The following is a 22,080-nucleotide window of genomic DNA, read 5'->3' as shown; positions in this document are numbered from 1 at the left end:
CATGTCAGCGACAGCGAAACGCATTTCAGGTAAATCCGTATATTGCTGGCGCGATTCACCTCTGCGCTAATATTTGAATGTTTGTTAAGATTGTTGGGCTTTAGTCGTTTTAGTGAACATACAATCGCTCTACTCACAAAGATGCAGGGAAAGTGTTATGAAAACGTTAGGTGAATTTATTGTCGAAAAGCAGCACGAGTTTTCTCATGCTACGGGTGAACTCACTGCTTTGCTGTCGGCAATAAAGCTGGGCGCTAAGATCATCCACCGTGATATCAACAAGGCCGGTCTGGTCGATATCCTGGGTGCCAGCGGTGCCGAGAACGTTCAGGGCGAGGTTCAACAGAAACTCGATCTGTTCGCAAATGAAAAACTGAAAGCTGCACTGCGCGCGCGCGACATCGTGGCGGGTATCGCCTCCGAAGAAGAAGATGAAATTGTCGTTTTCGAAGGGTGTGAACACGCTAAATACGTTGTGCTGATGGATCCGCTGGACGGTTCCTCTAACATCGACGTTAACGTTTCTGTCGGTACCATTTTCTCCATCTACCGCCGCGTCACGCCTGTTGGCACGCCGGTGACAGAGGAAGATTTCCTGCAGCCGGGCAGTAACCAGGTGGCGGCCGGTTACGTCGTTTATGGCTCCTCCACCATGCTGGTGTACACCACGGGCTGCGGCGTTCACGCCTTTACTTACGATCCCTCGCTGGGCGTTTTCTGCCTGAGCCAGGAACGTATGCGCTTCCCGGAGAAGGGCAACACCTACTCCATCAACGAAGGCAACTACATCCGATTCCCGAACGGCGTGAAGAAATACATCAAGTTCTGCCAGGAAGAAGATAAAGCCACTCAGCGCCCGTACACGTCCCGCTATATCGGCTCGCTGGTTGCTGACTTCCACCGCAACCTGCTGAAAGGCGGTATCTACCTCTACCCAAGCACGGCAAGCCACCCTGACGGCAAGCTGCGTCTGCTGTATGAATGCAACCCAATGGCGTTCCTGGCCGAACAGGCTGGCGGCAAGGCGAGCGACGGTAAAGAGCGTATTCTGGACATCGTGCCGGAAAGCCTGCACCAGCGTCGTTCGTTCTTTGTCGGCAACACCCATATGGTTGATGACGTTGAACGTTTTATCCGTGAGTATCCGGACGCATAACCCATAACACGGGGAGCCCTTCAGGCTCCCCGCTTCATTTATATATTTTACCGTATAAGTGTTTATAAAAAACACGCTTTAATATTCGGTTTTGCTCCTGCATTATTTCCATAACAGTTTGACAAATATTTCCTGGAGCCTAATCGTCATGAAAAATTATTCCCGTGCTAATACCGGCATTGATTTAAATCTTATCCCTGTTTTTATTGAAGTGGTCCGCTGCGGCAGTATGGCAAAAGCCTCTGTACGTCTGGAGATGTCGCGCCCCGCGGTGAGTCTGGCATTAAAACGCTTTAATCAGCTGTTTGACGAGCCGCTATTTTTCCGCAAAGGGTTATATCTTGAGCCGACTGAAAATGCATTAGCATTAACCCAGTCTCTGGAAATATTAATGGGCGACATTCACGATAATATTGGCGCATTAAATTCAGCGACACATAAAACCCCGACACAGAATGCGCCGGGGCGGGAAAATATTATGCCGCTGTCTGAGCCGTCAGTTTAAATGATGCCATGGCGTCCATCAGCTGACGCGATTGCTCTTCCAGCGAGCGCGTCGCGGCAGAAGATTGCTGGACCAGCGCCGCATTCTGCTGCGCGGTTTCGTCCATCTGATTCACGGCAATATTCACCTGCTCAATGCCGCGACTCTGCTCCTGGGACGCGGTCGCAATCTCGCGCATCAGTTTGGTCATGCGCAGTACTTCTGTTGCGATCTCATCCATCGTTTCGCCAGCCTGCTGCGCCAGCTCGCTGCCTTCGTTTACATGGGTCTGAGAATCACTGATAAGCGAACGGATCTCTTTTGCTGCGTCAGCGCTGCGGCTGGCGAGGTTTCGCACTTCACCGGCGACAACGGCAAACCCGCGCCCCTGCTCACCCGCGCGCGCCGCTTCCACCGAGGCGTTCAGCGCCAGAATATTGGTCTGGAAGGCAATGCCGTCAATGACGCTCAGAATATCGGCGATGCGTGCCGAACTGCCGGCGATATCACGCATTTTTTCAATGACGTAGCAGACCATTTCGCTGCCGTGATCGGCGGTGTCAGACACGGATTTCGCCAGCTGGTGCGCCTGCTCGGCGTTGTCTGCATTGAGTTTCACCGTGGCGGTGATCTCTTCCATGCTGGCGGCCGTCTGCTCAAGCGATGTCGCGGTGGATTCCGTGCGCTGGGCAAGATCCATGTTCCCCGCCGTCAGCTCGCGGCTGCCGGTATCAATTTGCGAGCTGGCATCACGTACCCGTAAAACCGAGTTCATCAGAGACTGCCGCATCCCCTCAATGGCCGCGTTCAGGCGGTTAAACTCCTGGCTCGCCGGGTCATTCAACGTATGGGTTAAATCGCCCGCCGCCACGTTCTCCAGCTGAGCAATGGAGGCCGAAAGCGGTTTGAGCAGCATGTGACGCAGTACCAGCCACGCCAGCACAATAATGCCAGCCGTCAGCAGCGCGGCCACCACGATCAGGATCAGTACCCGGTTTTTGCTCGACTGCACGGCCTTCACTTCCGCTTTCCCGCGCGCTTCGCTCCATTTCTGAAAGACCTGCATATCATTATCAAACTGCGCCGCCACCGGGATCAGCGTGTTCTCCAGCAGATCGTAATAGCTGTCTGCGCTCTGATCGTTCAGGGCTTTCAGCATCGGGTCGATCCCCTGCTGGTTATAGGTCGCCAGGCTCGCGGCCACCTTATCCAGCAGTTTTTGTCCCTGCTCATCCGCCACCCCGCCGTCGATCACGCCTTTCAGCGTTTTACGGGCCTGGGCAATCTCCTGATTGATGTTTTTCACCGATTTGGCCGCGTCATCCAGCATGCCGATTTCCATCATCCGGACCGCCTGACCTGCTTCATTACGCGCGCGCAGGATCAGGGTATAGCCAGAATTAAGCTGCACCATCTGCTCACCCTGAAGGTGGTTGATGCGCTGGAGTGAAGAAGAACTCTGTGTGAGGGCATAAATGCCAATGCCGCTGACAATCAGCAGCAGAAGGGTCATAACGGCCAGTAAAGAGAGCAAGCCGGTACGAATCGATAGCGTTTTAAGCATGATATTATTTCCGGTAGCGAGATATTTCTGGGCATAAAAAAAGAGTATCGGCCGCTACCGGAAAATGTTTAGACTTTAAGCAAATTCAGCGTGTTATGGCTCTGTTACTGAAGTGTTTACACGGGTAACAGGCGAGCTTTGTCGGTTCTCCCAGAGCACCGTCAGGCCGCGCTGCAGAGCGATAAAAATAAACAACAGAATGCCAATGGCGATCTTGGTCCACCATGAACTGAGCGTGCCGTCAAAGTTGATATAGGTCTGGATCAGTCCCTGGATCGCCACGCCGAACAGCGTCCCCAGCACCGTGCCAACGCCGCCGCTGAGCAACGTGCCGCCAATCACCACCGAGGCGATGGCATCAAGCTCCACCCCGACGCCTGCCAGGGCATAACCCGCCTGGGTATAAATCGAGAAGACGATCCCCGCCAGCGTCGCCAGTCCGGTCGAGAGCATATAGATGCGGATTGTGGTGCTGCGGGTGGAGATCCCCATCAGGTTTGCCGAGGTGGCGCTGCCGCCAATGGCATAGACCTGATTACCAAACCGGGTACGGTGGGCAAGGAAGATCCCCACCACCACCACGCCCAGCATCAGCAACCCCATCGCGCTCAGACGACCGCCACCGGGGATTTTCCACGCCAGGCTGGAGAGCGTGTCGTAGACAGGATGGTTAATCGGAATCGATTCTTCCGAGACCAGGTAGCTCACGCCGCGCAGGAAGAACATGCCGGCAAGGGTGATAATAAAAGCCGGAATTTTCAGCGCGTCGATCAAAAGCCCCATAAAGGCGCCAAACGCGCAGCCCATCACCAGCACCAGCGGGAAGGCCAGCAGCGGTGAGATCCCCCAGAAACCGATCGCTTTTGCGAGGAATACGCCCGTGAAAGCGATCACCGACCCAACCGAGAGATCGATCCCACCGGAGAGGATCACAAAGGTCATTCCAACGGCGATAATGCCTAAAAAGGCGTTATCTGTCAGAATGTTGCAAATCACCCGGGTAGAGGCAAAGCCCGGGAATTGCGTCAGGCAGTAGAGATAACCCAGCACAAACACGCCCAGGGTGATCATTAACGGTAAATTACGTTTTATCATGGCCACGGATCCCTTTAATGATGCTGACAAAGCGCGGCGACTGGACGATCAGCACGCAGAGCACTACCACCGCTTTCACCACCTGGTTGAGTTCCGGCTGAAAACCGGAGAGCAGGATCCCGGTATTCATACCCTGAATAATCAGCGCACCAATCACCGAGAGCAGCAGATTAAACCGCCCGCCCATCAGCGATCCGCCACCGATAACCACCGCCAGGATCGCATCCAGCTCCAGCCATAACCCGGCGTTGTTGGCATCCGCACCACGGATGTCCGCCGCGACGATCACCCCGGCAATGGCGGCGCAAATGCCGCTCAGCACGTAGGTCAGCATGACCATCAGCCGTGTATTAACCCCGGCGTTTCGCGCCGCACGGATGTTAATTCCGACCGCTTCAATGAACATGCCCAGCGCCGTTTTACGGGTAAAGAGCCAGAACACGACTAATGTGACCAGCGCAATAACGATCGGCGTCGGGAAGAAGAACAGTTTACCGCTGCCAAGCCATGCCAGCCCGGGGGAGTTGAAGGTCACAATCTGACCCGAGGTGATAAGCTGTGCCACACCGCGTCCGGCCACCATCAGGATGAGAGTGGCAACAAACGGCTGAATTTTCAGGACCGCCACCAGAATGCCGTTCCACAGTCCGGCCAGCACCCCAGTACCTAATGCAGCCAGCAGCACCACCGGCAGGCTGTGCCCGGCGACGGTCATGGACGCTGCCGTGGCGCCGGCGATGGCCATCACCGCACCGACGGAGAGGTCAATCCCGCCGGTGGCGATCACCAGCGTCATACCAATGGCCAGAAGCGCCACCGGGGCGGCACGGTTTAAAATGTCTATCGGACTGCCAAACAGCCGGCCATCCTGCACGATAATCTGAAAGAAATGCGGGGCGACCAGGCTATCGATCAGCAACACCAGCAGCAACGCGATAATTTGCGGCGTGCCGGTAGGCCAGGTGAAGCGGCGCCTGGTTGCACCGGTTTGCGGAAGCGAACGGGGCATCACGATTAACTCCTTACGCCGCGATGGCATTCATGATTGCCGGAACGGACAGTTTATCCAGCGGGATCTCTGCCACCTGCTTACGATCGCGCATGATGATGACGCGATCGGCATACCCCACCAGCTCTTCCAGCTCGGATGAGATAACCAGCAGCGCCAGACCGTCTGCACACAGCGTTTCGATAAGCCGGATAATTTCGGCATGCGCCCCGACGTCGATACCGCGCGTCGGTTCATCGAGGATCAGGAACTGGGGTTTAGTCAGCAGCCAGCGTGACAGCAATACCTTCTGCTGGTTGCCACCGGAGAGAAATTCAATGGGCTGTTCAGCGCTCGGCGTACGAATACCGAGCTGACGGATAAATCGCTCGGCAATGGCGTTTTGTTCTTTCCGCGGGATGGGGCGTAGCCATCCGCGCTGCGCCTGCAGAGCCAGAATGATATTTTCCCGCACCGAGGCGGCGGCAATTATGCCATCGGTTTTCCTGTCTTCCGGGCAGAAGCCCACGCCCAGGCAGGAGGCCTGATGCGGCGATCGCAGGGTCTGCGGTTTACCTTTGATCAGCGCGCTGCCGCTGTCCGCAGGTTTGATCCCGAAGATCACCTCAGCGGTTTCGGTGCGCCCGGAACCCAGCAGGCCCGCCAGCCCGACAATTTCACCGGGCCGCACGTCCAGATTAAAGGGTGAGATCACCCCTTTTTTGCCAAAATCGCTGAAGGCTGCGACCGGTTTATCGCTGAGCAGCGTGCGGCCTGCGCGCTGAAGCGCGTTGGTTTCCAGCTCGCGGCCCAGCATCATTTTGACCAGTTCTATCTGCGGCAGCTCGCGGGTTTCGCGGCAGCCGACAAAGCTGCCGTTGCGCAGCACCGTGATGCGATCGCTGACCTCATACACCTGATCGAGGAAGTGGGTGACGAAGATCAGGCTTACCCCCTGATCGCGCAGCTGGCGCATCAGGGTAAAGAGCATTTCGACTTCCTGGGTATCAAGGCTCGCGGTAGGCTCATCAAGGATCAGCACTTTCGCGGAGAGATCGATCGCCCGGCAAATCGCGACAATTTGCTGCATCGCGACGGAAAAACGGTTCAGCGGTTCGCGAACGTCCAGGGAGAAGCCATAGGATTCCATCAGCCTGGTGGCCCGTGCTTCCATCTCTTTGCGTCGCAGCAGGCCGAAGCGTCTTGGCTCACGGCCGATAAACAGGTTATCCGCCACCGACATATTCGGCAGCAGGTTCACTTCCTGGTAAACCGTCCCAATCCCCAGCTGTTGTGCATGGGCGGTGTTTTTTGGCGAAATGGCATTGCCTTCTAGCCAGATTGTGCCGCGATCGGCGTGGTAAACGCCGGTAAGTGCCTTAATCAGCGTCGATTTTCCCGCACCGTTCTCTCCCAGCAGCGCCATAATCTCACCGCGTCGCAGGCTAAAATCAACGTTATCCAGCGCTTTCACACCGGGGAAAAACTTGCTTAAGCCCTCTGTGCGGAGGATTTCCTGGTGTTGTGTGTCGGTCATGTTTCCCCCTCACCCTCGCCCTCTCCCGGTTGGGGAGAGGGAAATTTTCATGCCAGTCTACCCGCCCTTGTACACCCTCTCCCCTCAGGGGAGAGGAGTGGGGTAAGGGGCGAGGGAAAAGGCCTTAGTAGCCCATATTTTTCTTCTTCTCTAACTCTTCTTTCGCGGTGTCAGGCAGGTAGAGCGTCGATTTGGTGATCGTCACTTTTTCAGGCAGGGTGCCGTCTTTCTTGAATTTCTCCAGCGCATCGAATGCCGGGCCAGCCATGTTTGGCGTCAGCTCCACGCTGGCGTTCGCTTCGCCGTCCATCATCGCTTTATAGATATCCGGCACGCCATCGATAGAGCCAGTGAGGATATCTTTGCCCGGCTTCAGCCCCGCTTCTTTGATGGCCTGGATAGCCCCGATCACCATGTCATCGTTGTGGGCGTAAACCATGCAAATGTTCTTGCCGTTGTTTTCAGCCTTGATAAAGCTCTCCATGACCTCTTTACCTTTACTGCGGGTAAAGTCGCCGGACTGAGAACGGATAATCTTAATGTTTGGCGCTTTGGCGATGGCCTCCGCGAAGCCTTTCTTACGATCGATGGCCACGCTCGCCCCGACGGTACCCTGCAACTCAACGACGTTACACGGCTTGCCATCCACCTGTTTCACCAGCCAGTCACCAATTAATTGGCCCTCGAGAACGTTGTTGGCGGTGACGGTGGTCATATAGAGAGATTTGTCTTTTACATCAATGGAACGATCGAGCAAAACAACCGGGATCTCAGCGTCTTTCGCTTCCTTCAGGACCGGCTCCCAGCCTGTGGCCACGACCGGCGCAATAAAGATGGCATCAACGCCCTGGGCGATAAATGACCGCACGGCTTTGATCTGGTTTTCCTGTTTTTGCTGCGCATCGGCGATTTTCAGGGTGATACCGCGTTTCTGGGCCTCGCTTTTCGCAACGTTGGTTTCTGCCGCTCGCCAGCCGGATTCAGAGCCGACCTGGGAAAAACCTACGGTTAAAGGGGCGGCCATCGCCATAGACGACATGGCTGCCGAAACTGCTGTGACAAGAAGTAAGCGCTTCCACATATGAACGTCCTCGTAGGGGTGTTTATTGTTGGTTAAAAGATGTTCTGCGAAATGACTATAGCCAATGAAATATGTAACGAATTGCGTTACATCACACTTCAGAAAAGTGAATAAAACGTTAATCACAAGTTTGTAATCGCTTTCATTTCACCATTAAAAAAGCGGCTGAGTTTATGGATTTTCCTGTCATGGAATCGGTCTGAAAAGTGGGGAGAACGTGGAGAGAAGACGAAAACAGGCGGAGACATTCAGCGCCAGTTGGCTATAATACCTGCCACTTGTTTACCATCCATTTTAAAGGACACAGACATGAGCTTACTCAACGTCCCTGCGGGTAAAGAACTGCCAGAAGACATCTACGTAGTTATCGAAATCCCGGCTAACGCAGATCCTATCAAATACGAAGTGGACAAAGAGAGCGGTGCGCTGTTTGTAGACCGTTTCATGTCTACCGCCATGTTCTACCCATGCAACTACGGTTACATCAACCACACCCTGTCTCTGGACGGTGACCCGGTTGACGTACTGGTCCCAACGCCATACCCGCTGCAGCCAGGCGCAGTCATTCGCTGCCGTCCTGTTGGCGTGCTGAAAATGACCGACGAATCTGGTGAAGATGCGAAACTGGTTGCTGTTCCGCACACCAAACTGAGCAAAGAGTACGATCACATCAAAGATGTGAACGACCTGCCAGAACTGCTGAAAGCGCAGATCACTCACTTCTTCGAGCACTACAAAGACCTCGAAAAAGGCAAGTGGGTTAAAGTTGACGGCTGGGAAAACGCAGAAGCAGCGAAAGCGGAAATCATCTCCTCTTTCGAACGCGCTGCGAAGAAGTAATTCTTACCGCTGAATAATAAGGCCCCGCGAGTCGGGGCTTTTTTGTGCCTTGCGTCTGACGCGACACTGGCACGCTAAATACGGTATAGCGGGTAACATTTCAAGGAACCAGCAGAATATATGAGCTTGTGACCCCAGGTTTTGTCCCCGGCAGAGCCGACCTGTTTGAAGAGCTTGCAGGGTATTATGAGAGTGATGGCCTGATATTTACCGAGATAGGTCTTTGATATCATCTAACGCTATTAATAGCCTGCTTTTGCCCTACTCGCTGCGTTAAAACAATTACGCCCGTTTCGTGTCTGCTTCAGGGCTTTATGAAGACAGGTGTGTCTACACTTTTTGTTGCAATGCACAGCGGGTAGAGTAAACGGCATACCCTGAGCTCATGTGCTACTAACATCACCCATAGCTATTTTTTAATCGAGTTGCTGGCCAGCACACTCCTGACCGTCGCGATTGTGGGCGTTTTACATGCTACGTTTCTTTCTTCACAGCATAAAGATGAGCTACATAAAGGCGTTTGACTGTTACGGCAAAGACAGCAAATGGCAGTATCTCTGCATCATGACATTCCAGCTCGCCTGGTTTTTGTTTTATTTATGGATCCCCTACCGTAGCGATTATGCCATTTTGCTGTTTTTACTGTTTTTTATTCCTGTCATTTCAAGCAATACGCGGTGCATCAACTACTACGGCTTTTCACGCGCCCTGTGCCTGATATGGCTGGTTGCTCCGTACATCATGCTTTTTGTTCCGCTGTTTTTGACCCGACGCCGAAGCACAGAAGAGAGCTAAGCCCATAAAAAACAACGCCACCTGACGGTGGCGTTGTTTTTTTCAGTACTGGTCTCTGTCTAACCAGTTACCGCTTACAATCCGCTTTAACCCCTCGACCGGACGCTGGTAGACGTACATCCACGCACTTCCATACGGCGTCTGGATCAACTGGCGAGCGTATTCACCGCCCCTGGTGCGCAAGGCATCAAGTTCGGCAAGTGTAGCATTATCAATACGATAAACTTCACCCTGTACTGTTCCTTCCCCAGGAACCGCGCCTGGATAGTGGCCCAGGCTATACAACTGGTAGTTCTCGATATTGTAATTCCCCAGCAGCAGGGCATTGGTCATCCAGTGACTGTTGCCTTGCTTGGTTCGTAAACTGCCGTAGACAAATATTCGCATTGCTAAAACTCAAACTGATAGAGCAGATCAAGTGCCTGGTCTACGCCGGACACTGCTTCCAGATATAGCTTAGGCATAAGGCGATAGCGTAACGTGAGTGTTGCCAGTGAGTCAAAGATCCCCACGCCATATTTTACCTGCAGACCCGGCAGTACATAGCCACTGACCACCACTTGCGAGGAGTCACCCACGCCCTGGGTGTCCAGTGCCAGATTGCTTACGCCGAACGTCTCGCCGATTTTACCCACAACCTGCCCACTTTGTGCAACCCCCAGACCCACTAACATCGAGGTCATCGCTGCACTGTCGCTCTGGCCGCTCTCCAGTCCTTGCCCACGCAGCAGGTAAGACAGGGCTTCCTGTTGCGACATTGCCGGGTCGGAGAAGATCTCCGCCTTCGGCTCATCAGCAGAGCCGGTAACGCGAACACCCGCAATAACGTCGTTTTCGGTGGCTTCCGGGTTACGAATCGCTTCGATATTGAGCAGTGGCTGATCCGGTGGGCCGGAGAACAGCAGCTCACCTTTACGCACAATCAGATCCTGACCATAGGCATGGAAGCGCCCTTCAGGAATATTGATCTGGCCGTTCAGACCCAGACCCTGCTTGTCCTGCGCGACTTTCAGATCCCCCGTCAGTCTCGCCTTCAGCCCAAACGCATCCAGACGCACGTTATTGCCGACGTGAACGGTGAGGTTACTGTTGATCGGAATACCGGCGCTCTTCTGCTCAACGGGTTTGAGATTTTCATTGAGCATGACTTCGTCACTGGAGACGCCCACCGCGCTCTCAGGCACCTCGTGCACCACGATGCGTGCCCACGGTACGTCCACGTTGCCGTCCAGCGTGAAGAGGCTTGGGGTGGCTTCAAAGACAATATCCGGGGATACGTCCAGACGTACCATCGGCGGTACGGTGATCCGCACCTTGCTGCCTTTGGCCGCAACACGGGCCCGCCAGTTATCAAGCTGGCTCCAGTCGGCGTCGCCGCTGAGGTTGATTTGCCCCTGCTGGGTACGCACCACCCCGGCGAGGGTCGAGCTCATGCCGTTGAAGTTCATCGCAATCTGGCTTGGCTGCATATCAAACGGCATAAAGTTGCCGTCGATATCCACGCCGTTAAGCTGCATCTGGCCAAACAGCTGCGGGCTTTGCGCATTGCCCGCCAGGCGCAGGTTCGCGCTGAGCATCCCCTCCGCTTTTTCTCCGCGTGAGAAAATCGGGTTGGCCATCGCCAGGTTGAAGTTGCGGATATTAACGTTACCGGCGAGATTACGGCGTCCTTGCGGATCGGTAATCTGCACCTGCCCGTCAAACTGACCGTTGTTGGTCAGACGGATAAGCCACCCCAGCTCCGCGCGGTTGTTATGCAGATCGGCACTCAGGTTGAGGGTATCAAACGCCACCGGCAGCGGTGCGTCGTTCACCTCCTGTATCACCTTCACGTTACGACCAGAGAGCGTCACGCTACCCTGCGGCAGCCCCTCTTTGGTTGTGTCCCACGCGACATCGGCTTTCCCGCTAAAGACGCCGCTGGCCTGAGTCGTCTCCGGCATAAACGGTTTTAGCATCGCCAGGTCGAAGCGATTAAGGTTGATCTGCGCACGCCCTTCCGCCCCCGCATCAATGGTCTGCGGCACGCACAGTTCCGCATTCGGGTTGGTCCAGCAGTGCGGTCCGATACTGATCTTTTGTTCGGCGTTGCGGTAGTCCAGCGCGATAGAGCGGGACAGCGCCAGCGGCCCTACCGGGGTGTTGAAGCGGGTATTGTCCAGCGTCCCTTTCCAGCGCGCCTGTTTGCGATCAAAGCTTCCGGTCAGATGAAGCTGACCGGATACCGGCTCGCCCTGCACCTTAAGCTGGAGATCGTGCTGTTTTTCGTTACCTTTGGCATCCAGAGTGACCAGATTAATGTTCACGTCGGGCTGAGAAATGCGCTCCACGCGCAGGTTCAGATTACCGCCAATCTGATCGGTGGATTTCACATCCCCTTCGACGCGAACCCGCGCAACGGTCAGCGCCTGCCAGCGCAGGTTGCTGGCGGTGATATCGGCCAGCAGCTGCGGAGCCTCTACCGTGCCGCGCACCTTCACTAACCCTTTCGCCGTGCCGCCCAGCCCTGGCAGGGCGTTATCCAGATTTGGTGCATCAATGGTGGCATCCAGATTAAGATCTTTCACCCCCAGCTCGCCTTTGATATCCGCCGTGTTACGGCCCAGCGCCACGTGCAGACCCGGGATCACCCACTGCAGATAGCTGTTGCCCTTCAGCGAGCCTTCAACGTTGACCTTATTCTGCTTCACGTTACCGGTAAGCTTGATTTCCGGCACGTCCATCTGCCACGTACCGCCATACAGGCTGCCGCGGGTTTTGATCAGGCCGTCCAGTTTTGATGGCCAGTCCGGCACCTCTTTGGCCGTGTTGATCCCCGTCAGCTTCAGCTCGCCACGCCAGCTGATCGCCTGCTGCCAGTCGAGCAGCGCGGTGAGTTCCGTTTTGCCTTCCAGCGCCGCGACGGTCAGTTTGTCGAGATTCACCTGCTGCTCGTTGCCTTTAGCATCCAGCGTAATCGTCGCAGGCGGAACACCTTGCCCCTTCACCGCCGTGCGGAATGACAGGGTGTAATCCGTCATTTTGCCGCTCAGCTTCAGCTTCAGGTCATCGGCCTGGAACTGTTTTTCGCCGGTGAACGGCCAGTAGAGCTGCTTACTGACAACCTCAAGGTTGAGCGGCAGCCCCGCTTCCGCCAGCTGCGTTTGCGCGCGCAGATCCATATCCACCGGGCCGGAGAGGTTAACGCCGACATCCAGTTTATCGCGCAGCGCCCCGCCCACTTTGACCTTCACTTTTTCGCCTTTCAGCGGGTCGATGTTGAGCGAACTGTTCAGGGTGATATCCACCGGCCAGTTGTCGCGCAGCAGGGCATTCCCTGACGCGTTAACCGAGCCCTGGTTGGTGTCGATATCCAGCGCGTCGAGCTTCATGTTGCCGTCGATGCTGCTGACTTTAAGCAGCATGTTGAAGACCGTCAGATCGGTATCGCCAGTGAGACGCAGCTGCTCGCCTTTGAACGCTTCGATATTCAGGTTCAGCGGCAAATGAACGTCCGTCATCTCCGGCAGCACAGGTTTAGAGAAGAGATCTTTCAGCGTTTCGCCCAGCGGTTTCTCTTCCGGCTGCGGGTTCTGGATCTTCGGCTCGACAATTTCTTCCTGCGCCACGTCCGCCACTTTCGGCAGCGCAATCAGCAGCCCCTGAAGGGAGGTTGGCGTCAGGGTGAGGTTTTTCTCCTGCCAGCGCAGGCCGGAGGTGAAATCCATGACGGAGACGGTGGTGTCGTCGATTTTAACATTGACGTTATCCAGCGCTACCCGATAGAGGGCAATCGGATACGGTGTGGAGAGATTCAGCGGGCCGCTATCCTCTTCCTCAACGGGGGCCGATTTCGGCATTTTCTTCGAATCTATCGCCACGTTCACGTCTTTCAGCGACAGATCGTTAACGCACAGCTTGCTGTCCCGCAGGCAGCCCAGCTTCACCGCGAGGTGAAATTCCCCCGCGTTTACCGCCACGCCAGGCTGCTCATAGCGGATGTTTTTCAGACGCAGATCGCGCCAGCCGCCTGTCACCTGGCCAATTTCCAGCCCGGGAACCCAGCGGTTAGCCGCGTTAAACAGCAGATGCAGGCCAGACGTCGTTCCGACCAGAAACGCCACCGTACCGAGCAGCAGTACGATAAAAATCAGCACCCCGAGGCTTATCTTCTTCCATAAACTCATAATTCAGGCCCCAGACCGATGTAAAACTGTAAACCGTGTTCTTCTTTATCACCCACCGGCACGGCGAAATCGAGCTTGATTGGCCCGACGGGAGACTGCCAGCGTACGCCCACGCCCGCGCCGGTTTTAAAGTCGCTGCGGCGGATATCGCTTACCGCTTCACCGCCGTCGACAAACATCGCGCCCCACCATTTTCCGCTGACGTTGTACTGGTACTCCAGCGAGCCAGTAGCCAGCTTGGAGGCACCAATCAGCTTGCCGTCATCATCTTTCGGCGCGATGGATTTGTATTTGTAACCGCGAATACTGCGGTCGCCACCGGCGAAGAAGCGCAGATCCGGCGGAACTTTGTCGAAGTCGCCGGTTTCAATCCAGCCGAGGTTGCCGCGCATCACGAAGCGGTGTTTGTCATACAGCGTGCGGATCCAGACGTTTTGCGCCTGAATTACCGAGAAATCCACATCGGAGCCCCACATGGTGTTGGAGTAATCGATGGAATAACGCTGGGAATCGCCCCAGGTTGGCATCAGGCCGCCGCGCGAGCGGGTACGGCTGATCATCACCCCCGGGTAGAGCAGCATGGTGGTGTTGGTGACGTTGGCCTGGGTAAAGTGGTCCAGACTCCAGCGCAGGTTAATGGCGCGCTGCCAGCCGCTGGGGAGGTCCCAGTATCGCGATACCGCAAGCGTGGTGGAATCTGCCTCGGTATCGTTCAGGTCGGTACGCTTAAAACCGCCCTGAACAAGGTAATACTGTTCAAGCGGGTTTTTCAGCAGCGGCATTTTGTAGCTGAAATCGAGCTGCTGTTCCGGCGCTGAGATACTGGCGCTGGTGGTCAGGCTGTGGCCGTATGAGTTCATCCACGGCTTTTTCCACGTGGCTTTCACGCGCGGACCGACGTCGGTCGAATAACCAACACCGGTCTCAATGGTGTTCTCGGTGCGCGGCGAAACAACGCCATGCAGCGGCAACACCTTGGTTTTGCGCGATTTATCAAACTCCGGCGCGACAACCACCGAGTTAAACCACCCGGTGGCGGAGAGGCGGCGGTTCAGCTCCGCCAGATCACGCGACTGGTAGTAATCGCCTTTTTTGAAAGGCACGAGGTTTTGCAGATACTCTTCACGAATTTGTGAGCCTTCGAAGGTCACATCGCCGAAACGATAACGTTCGCCGCTGTCATAATCGATATCCCAGAAGGCCTGGTGCCTGTCGAGCGCAATGCCCAGCTGGCTTTTGTCGAACTGGCTGTCAAAGTAACCCTTACGCAGGGAGACGCTCGTCAGCTCTTTTTTGAAATGGTCGTAGTCACCGTGGTTCAGCACGGTACCGTTTTTCGGCCGCGTGCTGAGCAGATCCAGGTAATCCCGGTCCGTACGCGCGCCGCCGCGCAGAATGACGTTAGTGCCGCCGATCAACACCGGCTCACCCGGTGAAACGCGGGCAATAAGCACCTGTCGCCCCTTCTTTGGCGGCGGACGGAGATCGAAATCAATGGTGGGTTCGTAATAACCCAGCGCTTTCAGCCCTTCGCGGATCGCATCATCCACGCGCGCGCGAAAACGCCGGTCCGGCGTCACTTCGTCGCTCTCGATGGTCGACAGCTGCGCACGCACGTTTTTTTCCAGCGCCCCGGATAACCCCTCAACCTGCAAACGGACATTCGCCGCGCTGGCAACCCCGCTTGTCAGCAATAAACTGACCAAACATAACTGGCGGATTTTTGTCACGTTTTCTCCTGAATATCCCTTTTTCCACCCTGGAAGCAAATGAAGTGCCGCTCCGCGGCAAAATACGGCCTGTTAGCCAAAAACCCACATCACGGGTTGAAAACGGGTGTAACACCCAAATATTTCTTATGATTAAATCTAGACTCATTCAGCGCATTTATTGTGTTCAATTAAACGCTTCGTGACAACCTTAACCGAAACATCGCAGCCCGGGAGGCCCCCATCGTGAGTTTATTCGACAAAAAGCATCTTGTTTCACAAGCTGATGCATTACCGGGACGCAACACCCCTATGCCTGTGGCGACCTTACACGCCGTGAATGGCCATTCAATGACAAACGTTCCTGATGGAATGGAAATCGCCCTGTTCGCCATGGGCTGCTTCTGGGGCGTAGAACGTCTCTTCTGGCAACTCCCCGGCGTTTACAGCACCGCGGCGGGCTACACGGGGGGGTATACGCCAAACCCAACCTACCGCGAAGTGTGCTCTGGCGAGACCGGTCATGCCGAAGCCGTACGCGTGGTGTATGATCCTGCCGTCATTAGCTATGAGCAACTTCTGCAGGTGTTCTGGGAAAACCACGACCCGGCCCAGGGCATGCGTCAGGGTAACGACCACGGCACCCAGTACCGCTCGGCTATCTACCCTCTCACTCCTGAGCAGGAGACGGCCGCCCGCGCAAGTCTGGCGCGCTTCCAGAAAGCGATGCACGATGCCGGTGACAACCGCGAGGTCACCACGGAAATCGCCTCCGCCAAACCGTTCTACTATGCGGAAGACGACCACCAGCAGTACCTGCATAAAAACCCGTACGGCTACTGCGGTATCGGGGGTATCGGCGTCTGCCTGCCGCCACAGCTGGCCTGATTACTGGTCTAGCGCCACGCGAGCCGCGTGGCGCGTGGCATTACTGACCGACCCATAATTCATGACTTTTCCCTGCAACAGCAGGTTAAAAACCGGTGCCTGCGGCCTGTTAAGGCGGGTCTGCAGCAGGTGCACGGCCTCAATCCCCAGTTCGCGGCAGGGCACCGTGACCCCCGTGACCGGTTTTTCCAGCCGGTGCGCTAAATTCCAGGCAAAATCGGTGGTAATCAGAGAGATGTCTTCCGGAACGCGCAGCCCGTGGCGGGTTAATGCCCTCACCACACCTTCGGTCATGCTGGTGCTGTTTGGGAAAATCACCTCTGGCCACTGCGCTCTGTCATGACTCAGCAGCCACTCATCCAGCGCCCGCTCGGCTTCGTCTGCGGTAAACCACTCCGTCACGAGTAAATCACGCTGCGGCTCAAAGGCGACGTGAAAATGGCGATACGCCTCTTTAATGCCATCCAGACGAGCGTAAAGCGTATCTCGCCGAAGGCAGGTCAGCGTCAGGACCCGCCGATGCCCCTGTTCAAAGAGATACTGCATGGCGGTGAAGCCAATCGCCCGGTGATCGGGTGATACCGAATCCAGTACCCGCTCCCGGTCCACGGAATTAATTAAGACGCAGGGTTTATTGAGCGTGCTGGCCAGTTTAAATATGGTGGCATCATCAGTACCAATAATAATTATCGCGTTGATGTTCTTCTGGCTGGCCTTTTCCATAAATAATTTTACATCGGCGTGCTGTTCTTCTAATCCGCAACAGCTGACCCACACATTGTGTGGCGAGCAGGCCTCAGCAATCCCTTTGGTCACCTCAAGATAAAAAATATCGCCGCGCCCCTGAAAGGTTCTTTCCGGAGCAAAAACGGCAATACCGTTAATCAACAGCCGTCCACTGGCCATGGACTCCAGCACGCCCAGCTCTCGTGCGGTGCGAACGATCGCATCCCGGGCTTTATCGCTGGTATATGACTTGCCGCTTAATACCCTCGACACCGTGCTAACGGAATATCCCGTGAGGGCCGCGATCTCCTCCATTTTTAACCTGCCCGGCATAGTGTGACCTCGCTCTCAATCAGTTTTTGCAAATATTTGCAGAAACAGCCTTTTGATTTTAAAACCAAATTTCAGAAAGCCTGGAGATTACTTATTCACCTTGCGAGTATTCTCACAAAAACACATTGTCGCTACGCCTCGCCTTTCCTATTTTCCGGTCATCACTTCTTTTCAACTGAAATTAAGGTGTGACATGGAGAAGGTACGTTTTGGCATTATTGGTATAGGTAATATCGGTACGGTCCACGCACGTTATTTACTCGCGGGTACGGTCAATGACGCCTGCCTGACGGCGGTTTGTGACAATGCACCGGAAAAACACCCGGCCATTCGCCAGCTGGTGGGGGCCATTCCCCTGTTCAGTGATGCCCAGGAGATGATCCAGAGCGGGCTTATCGACGCGGTGATTGTCGCCACGCCCCATTACGAACATCCGCGCCTGTCGATGCTGGCGATGCGTAACGGCATTCATACCCTGTGTGAAAAACCGGCAGGCGTTTATACGGCGCAGGTGCAGGAGATGAACGCCTGCGCGCGCGAGTGCGACGTGGTGTTTGGCATCATGTACAACCAGCGACCAAACCCGCTCTACCGGAAGGTTAAAGATCTTATCGACAGCGGCGAGCTGGGCGAGATCCGCCGCTCTAACTGGATAATCACCAACTGGTACCGCTCGCAGAGCTACTACAACTCCGGCGGCTGGCGCGCGACCTGGAAAGGAGAAGGCGGCGGCGTGTTGCTCAACCAGGATCCGCATCAGCTCGATCTCTGGCAGTGGCTGGTGGGCATGCCGGTCCGCCTGCGCGCGTTTTGCCAGTTCGGCAAACATCGTGACATTGAAGTGGAAGACGAGGTCACCGCCTATGCCGAGTATGCCAATGGGGCTACCGGTGTATTTATCACTACCGTGGCAGAAACGCCGGGGACAAATCGCCTGGAGATCGTCGGGGATCGCGGCAAAGTGGTCGTCGAAGAGGGGCGGCTTCGCTACTGGCGGCTACGTGAGTCCGAAACCGACTTTAACGCCCGCTGGCAAAACGGTTTTGGGGAGCCTGAATGCTGGGAGGTCGGCATTGCTGTCGCCGCCGAATGCAGCGAACATCATGTCATTACCGCAAACTTCTGCGCCGCCATCCTGCGCGGTGAACCGCTGATTGCGCCGGGCCTGGACGGAATCCACGGCCTGACGCTCTCCAATGCCATGCATCTTTCCACCTGGACTGACGACTGGGTCGAACTGCCGATCAACGAGAAACACTACTTGCGCCTGCTCCAGCAACGCATCAGCACCTCAGTTGCTAAAGAGGCCATAAACGTGACGCTTGATGCCTCAGGCACCTGGTAACTCCGGAGACGACACGATGCTAAATATCGCCATTGTAGGTACAGGCAATATCTCACATAACCATATTCAGGGTTATTTGCAGTTTGGTCAGCGCTGCCGGATTGTCGCGCTGGTGGATATCTACCCGGAAAAAGCGCACGAGAAAAAAACGCGCTACGGCCTGACGCAGGCCCGCGTGTATGAAAGCCATCAGCAGATGCTGGCATCCGAACCAGACGTCGATATCGTCGATGTCTGCACCCCGCCGTATGTCCACGCACAGATCAGCATTGATGCACTGGAGGCCGGGTGCCATGTGCTGTGTGAAAAGCCGATGGCCGCCTCGCTTGAGGAGTGCGACGCGATGATTGCGGCTCAGCAGGCCAGCGGCAAAACGCTCTCCATCATTGCGCAAAATCGCTTTACCGATGCCTTCTGGCGCTTAAAAGCAGCACTGGATTCCGGCCTCGCGGGCAAAATCTGCCATGCGCAGGTGGATTCGTTCTGGTGGCGCGGCCACTGCTATTACGATCTGTGGTGGCGTGGCACCTGGGAAAAAGAGGGGGGCGGCTGCACGCTCAATCACGCGGTTCACCATATCGACGCTATTCAGTGGATGCTCGGGTTTCCATCCGAGGTGGTGGCGATGATGACCAACGTGGCGCATGACAATGCCGAAGTGGAAGACCTCAGCGCCGCAATATTCAAATATCCCAATGGCGCACTCACGCAGCTTACCGCCTCGGTGGTGCATCACGGCGAAGATCAGAAGATCGTCATCCAGGGCGAGCGCGCACGCATCTCTGCCCCCTGGCAAGCCTGTGCCAGCGTGAGTGCCGATAACGGTTTTCCTCAGGAAACTCACGACCAGCAGCGGGAAGCACAGCTCAACGCTGTTTTTGCGCAGACACCGGCACTCGCGTGGACGCTGCATACCGGGCAGATTAACGACCTGCTGCTGAGTATTGAACGCGGCACGGCCCCGCTGGTGGATGGATTACAGGGAAAACGCTCGCTGGAGTTGATTACCGCAATTTATAAATCTGCCATCACCCGCACCGTGGTCTCGCTCCCCATTCCACGTGACGATCCGTTTTACCGTACCGGCGGGATTAACACCCTCGCCCCCCGTTTTCATGAGAAATCCGCAAGCGTGGCCAACTTCAGCGAAGTGGGCGCTATCCCCCTGGGTAAAGATCTGGATCGAGGAATCTGAAGATGAATAAACATGACGGAATGAACTACGCGCCAGTCGGCAAACCTCAGCCCGTTGTCCGGGAAGGTGAATTTGTCTTTGCCGCTGCCGCGCTCGACCACGGGCATATTTATGGAATGTGTAACGGGCTGATTGAAGCCGGCGCCACGCTGAAATGGGTTTACGATCCCGATCCGTCCAGAGTGGATAAATTTATCCAGCAGTATCCGCAGGCCAGAGTGGCAGATTCGCTGGAGGCGATCCTCGCCGATAACGAGGTGCGTCTGGTGGCAGGCGCCGCCATCCCCTCTGAACGCTGTGCGCTGGGGCTGAAATCGATGGCGGCGGGGAAGGATTACTTTACCGACAAAGCGCCGCTCACCACCCTTGAACAGCTGGCAGATGCCAAAGCGATGGTTGAAAAAACCGGTAAGAAATATGCGGTTTACTACAGCGAACGTCTGCATGTTGAGAGTGCTGTCTTTGCCGGTCAACTGGTAAAGCAAGGTGCCATCGGCGACGTGGTACAAACGCTGGGGACAGGCCCACACCGTGAAGGCGAAGGAAGGCCGGACTGGTTTTACGATCGGCGATACTTCGGCGGCATCCTGTGTGACATCGGCAGCCATCAGATTGAGCAGTTCCTTTTTTACACCGGCAACCGCGATGCCACCGTGATAGCAAGCCAGGTCCGGAACGTTAAACACCCGCAGTACCCCGCCTTTGAAGATTTTGGCGATGCAATGCTCAAAGGCGAAAACGGCGCCAGCGGCTACTTCCGCTGCGACTGGTTTACCCCGGACGGGCTGTCCACATGGGGTGACGGGCGACTGACGCTGCTCGGCACCGAGGGCTACATCGAAATCCGCAAATACGTCGATTTAACCCGCGGCGAGCAGGATGTGGTTTATCTCGTCAATAAAGAGGGGGAGTTCCGTTATCCGGTAGCAGGCCAGGTCGGATTCCCGTTCTTTGGCGAACTGATCCTCGACTGTCTCCATCGGACTGAAAATGCCATGACGCAGGCGCACGCTTTCAAGGCTGCGGAGCTGTGCGTGAAGGCTCAAATGCTCGCCAACGCGGCGGGTTAAGGGGAGCCGGAGATGACTATCCTGAATACCGCTATCATTGGCGGCGGGGCGATTCATGGCTGCCATGTCAATGCCCTGCGCCAGATACCCAACGTCGCGCTGCGTGCGCTGGTCGACATCGACAGCGTTAAAGGACTGGCGCTGGCGAAAGACTATCAATGCCGTTTTTATCAGGATTACCGGGAAATGCTGCTGGATGATGCCATCGACGTGGTACACATCTGTACGCCCCATTTCGAGCATAAAGAGATGATTCTGGCGGCACTGGCCGCCGGGAAGCATGTTTTCTGCGAAAAGCCGGTGGGCATGAACACCCGTGAACTCATTGATATCACCCGTGCCGCCGATCGGGCTCAGAGCCTGCTCGGCGTGTGCTATCAGAACCGGCTCAACCCCACCAGCCAGCGTATTCGGCAGGAGTTAGGCCATGGACAGCTGGGGAAAATGCTCAGCATCAGGGCAGTACTCACATGGTCACGCGCGGGCGCTTACTACACGCAAAGCCCCTGGCGCGGTCGGCTGGCAACAGAAGGCGGGAGTCTGCTGATCAACCAGGCAATCCATACGCTCGACCTGATGCAGTGGTTCGGTGAAGGCGTGACGCGAGTGAAAGGCGTGGTGGATAGCGGTGAGCTGGCAGACGTGACCGAAGGCGAAGACAACGCAATGGCCACGCTACACTTCGCCAACGGCGCCCGCGGCCTGTTTTATGCCAGCAATTGCCACACCACGGACGCCCCTCTCCTGCTGGAGATCCACTGTGAACGCGGCTCGCTGCTGCTGAATGACAACACTCTCTGGCGCGTCACGCCGGGTGAGCGATTAAAACTGGCAAGCGATGATTCCCCCGACGGCGCGGTAAAAAGCTACTGGGGGCTGGGTCATCAGCAGGCGATCCGCCGGTTTTATACTGCCGTTCATCATCCGGACAACAGAGACTATATCGATATCCGTACCGCCGGCAAATCACTCACCCTTGTGGAGGCTATTTATCGGTCATCTCAAACAAGACAATGGATAAATATCAACAACCAGAACGTAATTTGAATTCCAGACGTTAATAAAAATACGCCCCGTAAAACGGGTTAATCATTACCCTACACTGGAT

Annotated in this window: 18 protein-coding genes; 9 read left to right on the top strand and 9 right to left on the bottom strand. The window is 55.7% G+C overall.

Features of this window, described 5'->3' with window-relative positions:
* Positions 1–157 precede the first annotated feature (157 nt).
* Positions 158–1,156, top strand: coding sequence for a class 1 fructose-bisphosphatase (fbp, locus tag HV340_RS02285; RefSeq protein WP_020882906.1), 999 nt, complete (start codon positions 158–160; stop codon positions 1,154–1,156).
* Positions 1,157–1,304: 148 nt separating this feature from the next.
* Complete coding sequence (locus tag HV340_RS02280) at positions 1,305–1,661, top strand: LysR family transcriptional regulator (RefSeq protein ID WP_025205788.1); 357 nt, start codon at positions 1,305–1,307, stop codon at positions 1,659–1,661.
* On the opposite strand, the gene HV340_RS02275 is transcribed toward HV340_RS02280, so the two are convergent.
* From HV340_RS02275 to ytfQ, 5 genes are all read right to left on the bottom strand, one after another.
* Positions 1,633–3,204 (bottom strand): methyl-accepting chemotaxis protein, encoded by a 1,572-nt coding sequence (locus HV340_RS02275; RefSeq protein ID WP_025205790.1) that lies wholly within the window; start codon positions 3,202–3,204, stop codon positions 1,633–1,635. The two genes, HV340_RS02280 and HV340_RS02275, sit on opposite strands and share 29 nt — an antisense overlap.
* Positions 3,205–3,297: 93 nt before the next feature.
* Positions 3,298–4,299: a galactofuranose ABC transporter, permease protein YjfF gene (yjfF, locus tag HV340_RS02270; RefSeq protein ID WP_020882909.1), complete on the bottom strand. Its 1,002-nt coding sequence runs from the start codon at positions 4,297–4,299 to the stop codon at positions 3,298–3,300.
* Positions 4,286–5,311: a galactofuranose ABC transporter, ATP-binding protein YtfT gene (ytfT, locus tag HV340_RS02265; RefSeq protein ID WP_025205793.1), complete on the bottom strand. Its 1,026-nt coding sequence runs from the start codon at positions 5,309–5,311 to the stop codon at positions 4,286–4,288. The genes yjfF and ytfT overlap by 14 nt, the downstream gene beginning before the upstream one ends.
* 10 nt (positions 5,312–5,321) lie before the next feature.
* On the bottom strand, positions 5,322–6,824 hold the full coding sequence (gene ytfR / locus HV340_RS02260; protein ID WP_020882911.1) for a galactofuranose ABC transporter, ATP-binding protein YtfR: 1,503 nt from the start codon (positions 6,822–6,824) through the stop codon (positions 5,322–5,324).
* A 124-nt stretch (positions 6,825–6,948) separates the two neighbouring features.
* On the bottom strand, positions 6,949–7,905 hold the full coding sequence (ytfQ, locus tag HV340_RS02255) for a galactofuranose ABC transporter substrate-binding protein YtfQ (protein ID WP_020882912.1): 957 nt from the start codon (positions 7,903–7,905) through the stop codon (positions 6,949–6,951).
* Positions 7,906–8,214: 309 nt separating this feature from the next.
* On the opposite strand from ytfQ, the gene ppa reads away from it, so the two are divergent.
* A complete protein-coding gene (gene ppa, locus HV340_RS02250; protein ID WP_020882913.1) occupies positions 8,215–8,745 on the top strand; it encodes an inorganic diphosphatase in 531 nt (176 codons plus the stop codon).
* Positions 8,746–9,246: 501 nt separating this feature from the next.
* Entirely contained in the window at positions 9,247–9,540 is a 294-nt protein-coding gene (locus HV340_RS02245; RefSeq protein ID WP_181216271.1) for a hypothetical protein, read from the top strand.
* Positions 9,541–9,582: 42 nt separating this feature from the next.
* Here HV340_RS02245 and HV340_RS02240 read toward each other — a convergent pair whose 3' ends face one another.
* From HV340_RS02240 to tamA, 3 genes are read right to left on the bottom strand one after another with little or no spacing between them, the layout of a single operon-like run.
* Positions 9,583–9,927 (bottom strand): gamma-glutamylcyclotransferase, encoded by a 345-nt coding sequence (locus HV340_RS02240; RefSeq protein WP_014168360.1) that lies wholly within the window; start codon positions 9,925–9,927, stop codon positions 9,583–9,585.
* Between the two features lie 2 nt (positions 9,928–9,929).
* Positions 9,930–13,706 carry an autotransporter assembly complex protein TamB gene (gene tamB / locus HV340_RS02235; protein WP_047355604.1) on the bottom strand — a complete coding sequence of 1,259 codons (3,777 nt, stop codon included), beginning with the start codon at positions 13,704–13,706 and terminating at the stop codon, positions 9,930–9,932.
* Entirely contained in the window at positions 13,703–15,436 is a 1,734-nt protein-coding gene (gene tamA / locus HV340_RS02230) for an autotransporter assembly complex protein TamA (RefSeq protein WP_181216270.1), read from the bottom strand. The genes tamB and tamA overlap by 4 nt, the downstream gene beginning before the upstream one ends.
* Positions 15,437–15,661: 225 nt before the next feature.
* Here tamA and msrA point away from each other — a divergent pair, with 225 nt between their 5' ends.
* A complete protein-coding gene (gene msrA / locus HV340_RS02225) occupies positions 15,662–16,303 on the top strand; it encodes a peptide-methionine (S)-S-oxide reductase MsrA (protein ID WP_050737587.1) in 642 nt (213 codons plus the stop codon).
* On the opposite strand, the gene HV340_RS02220 is transcribed toward msrA, so the two are convergent.
* The gene (locus tag HV340_RS02220; protein ID WP_014168356.1) at positions 16,304–17,362 is read right to left on the bottom strand and encodes a LacI family DNA-binding transcriptional regulator; all 1,059 of its coding nucleotides are present in this window, start codon (positions 17,360–17,362) and stop codon (positions 16,304–16,306) included.
* A 193-nt stretch (positions 17,363–17,555) separates the two neighbouring features.
* On the opposite strand from HV340_RS02220, the gene HV340_RS02215 reads away from it, so the two are divergent.
* From HV340_RS02215 to HV340_RS02200, 4 genes are read left to right on the top strand one after another with little or no spacing between them, the layout of a single operon-like run.
* The gene (locus HV340_RS02215) at positions 17,556–18,707 is read left to right on the top strand and encodes a Gfo/Idh/MocA family oxidoreductase (protein WP_181216269.1); all 1,152 of its coding nucleotides are present in this window, start codon (positions 17,556–17,558) and stop codon (positions 18,705–18,707) included.
* 16 nt (positions 18,708–18,723) lie between these two features.
* Positions 18,724–19,902 (top strand): Gfo/Idh/MocA family oxidoreductase, encoded by a 1,179-nt coding sequence (locus HV340_RS02210; protein ID WP_181216268.1) that lies wholly within the window; start codon positions 18,724–18,726, stop codon positions 19,900–19,902.
* 2 nt (positions 19,903–19,904) lie between these two features.
* Entirely contained in the window at positions 19,905–20,972 is a 1,068-nt protein-coding gene (locus HV340_RS02205) for a Gfo/Idh/MocA family oxidoreductase (protein WP_032679504.1), read from the top strand.
* Positions 20,973–20,984: 12 nt separating this feature from the next.
* Positions 20,985–22,019: a Gfo/Idh/MocA family oxidoreductase gene (locus tag HV340_RS02200; protein ID WP_181216267.1), complete on the top strand. Its 1,035-nt coding sequence runs from the start codon at positions 20,985–20,987 to the stop codon at positions 22,017–22,019.
* The last annotated feature ends 61 nt before the right edge of the window (positions 22,020–22,080 follow it).

Origin of the sequence: Enterobacter sp. RHBSTW-00975, from assembly GCF_013615235.1 — a bacterium.
In the GTDB taxonomy this organism is placed as follows: domain Bacteria; phylum Pseudomonadota; class Gammaproteobacteria; order Enterobacterales; family Enterobacteriaceae; genus Enterobacter; species Enterobacter ludwigii.
The sequence above is the reverse complement of the archived record's forward strand: the minus strand, read 5'-3'. Positions and strand labels throughout refer to the sequence as shown.

Bases quoted from the DNA above. Each gene is read 5' to 3' on its own strand.
- HV340_RS02280 (WP_025205788.1), top strand. From the start codon at position 1,305: ATGAAAAATTATTCCCGTGCTAATACCGGCATTGATTTAAATCTTATC.
- ytfQ (WP_020882912.1), bottom strand. From the start codon at position 7,905: ATGTGGAAGCGCTTACTTCTTGTCACAGCAGTTTCGGCAGCCATGTCG.
- tamB (WP_047355604.1), bottom strand. From the start codon at position 13,706: ATGAGTTTATGGAAGAAGATAAGCCTCGGGGTGCTGATTTTTATCGTA.
- HV340_RS02210 (WP_181216268.1), top strand. From the start codon at position 18,724: ATGCTAAATATCGCCATTGTAGGTACAGGCAATATCTCACATAACCAT.
- HV340_RS02275 (WP_025205790.1), bottom strand. From the start codon at position 3,204: ATGCTTAAAACGCTATCGATTCGTACCGGCTTGCTCTCTTTACTGGCC.
- yjfF (WP_020882909.1), bottom strand. From the start codon at position 4,299: ATGATAAAACGTAATTTACCGTTAATGATCACCCTGGGCGTGTTTGTG.
- HV340_RS02205 (WP_032679504.1), top strand. From the start codon at position 19,905: ATGAATAAACATGACGGAATGAACTACGCGCCAGTCGGCAAACCTCAG.
- HV340_RS02220 (WP_014168356.1), bottom strand. From the start codon at position 17,362: ATGCCGGGCAGGTTAAAAATGGAGGAGATCGCGGCCCTCACGGGATAT.
- ppa (WP_020882913.1), top strand. From the start codon at position 8,215: ATGAGCTTACTCAACGTCCCTGCGGGTAAAGAACTGCCAGAAGACATC.
- HV340_RS02200 (WP_181216267.1), top strand. From the start codon at position 20,985: ATGACTATCCTGAATACCGCTATCATTGGCGGCGGGGCGATTCATGGC.
- HV340_RS02215 (WP_181216269.1), top strand. From the start codon at position 17,556: ATGGAGAAGGTACGTTTTGGCATTATTGGTATAGGTAATATCGGTACG.
- fbp (WP_020882906.1), top strand. From the start codon at position 158: ATGAAAACGTTAGGTGAATTTATTGTCGAAAAGCAGCACGAGTTTTCT.
- HV340_RS02240 (WP_014168360.1), bottom strand. From the start codon at position 9,927: ATGCGAATATTTGTCTACGGCAGTTTACGAACCAAGCAAGGCAACAGT.
- HV340_RS02245 (WP_181216271.1), top strand. From the start codon at position 9,247: ATGAGCTACATAAAGGCGTTTGACTGTTACGGCAAAGACAGCAAATGG.
- ytfR (WP_020882911.1), bottom strand. From the start codon at position 6,824: ATGACCGACACACAACACCAGGAAATCCTCCGCACAGAGGGCTTAAGC.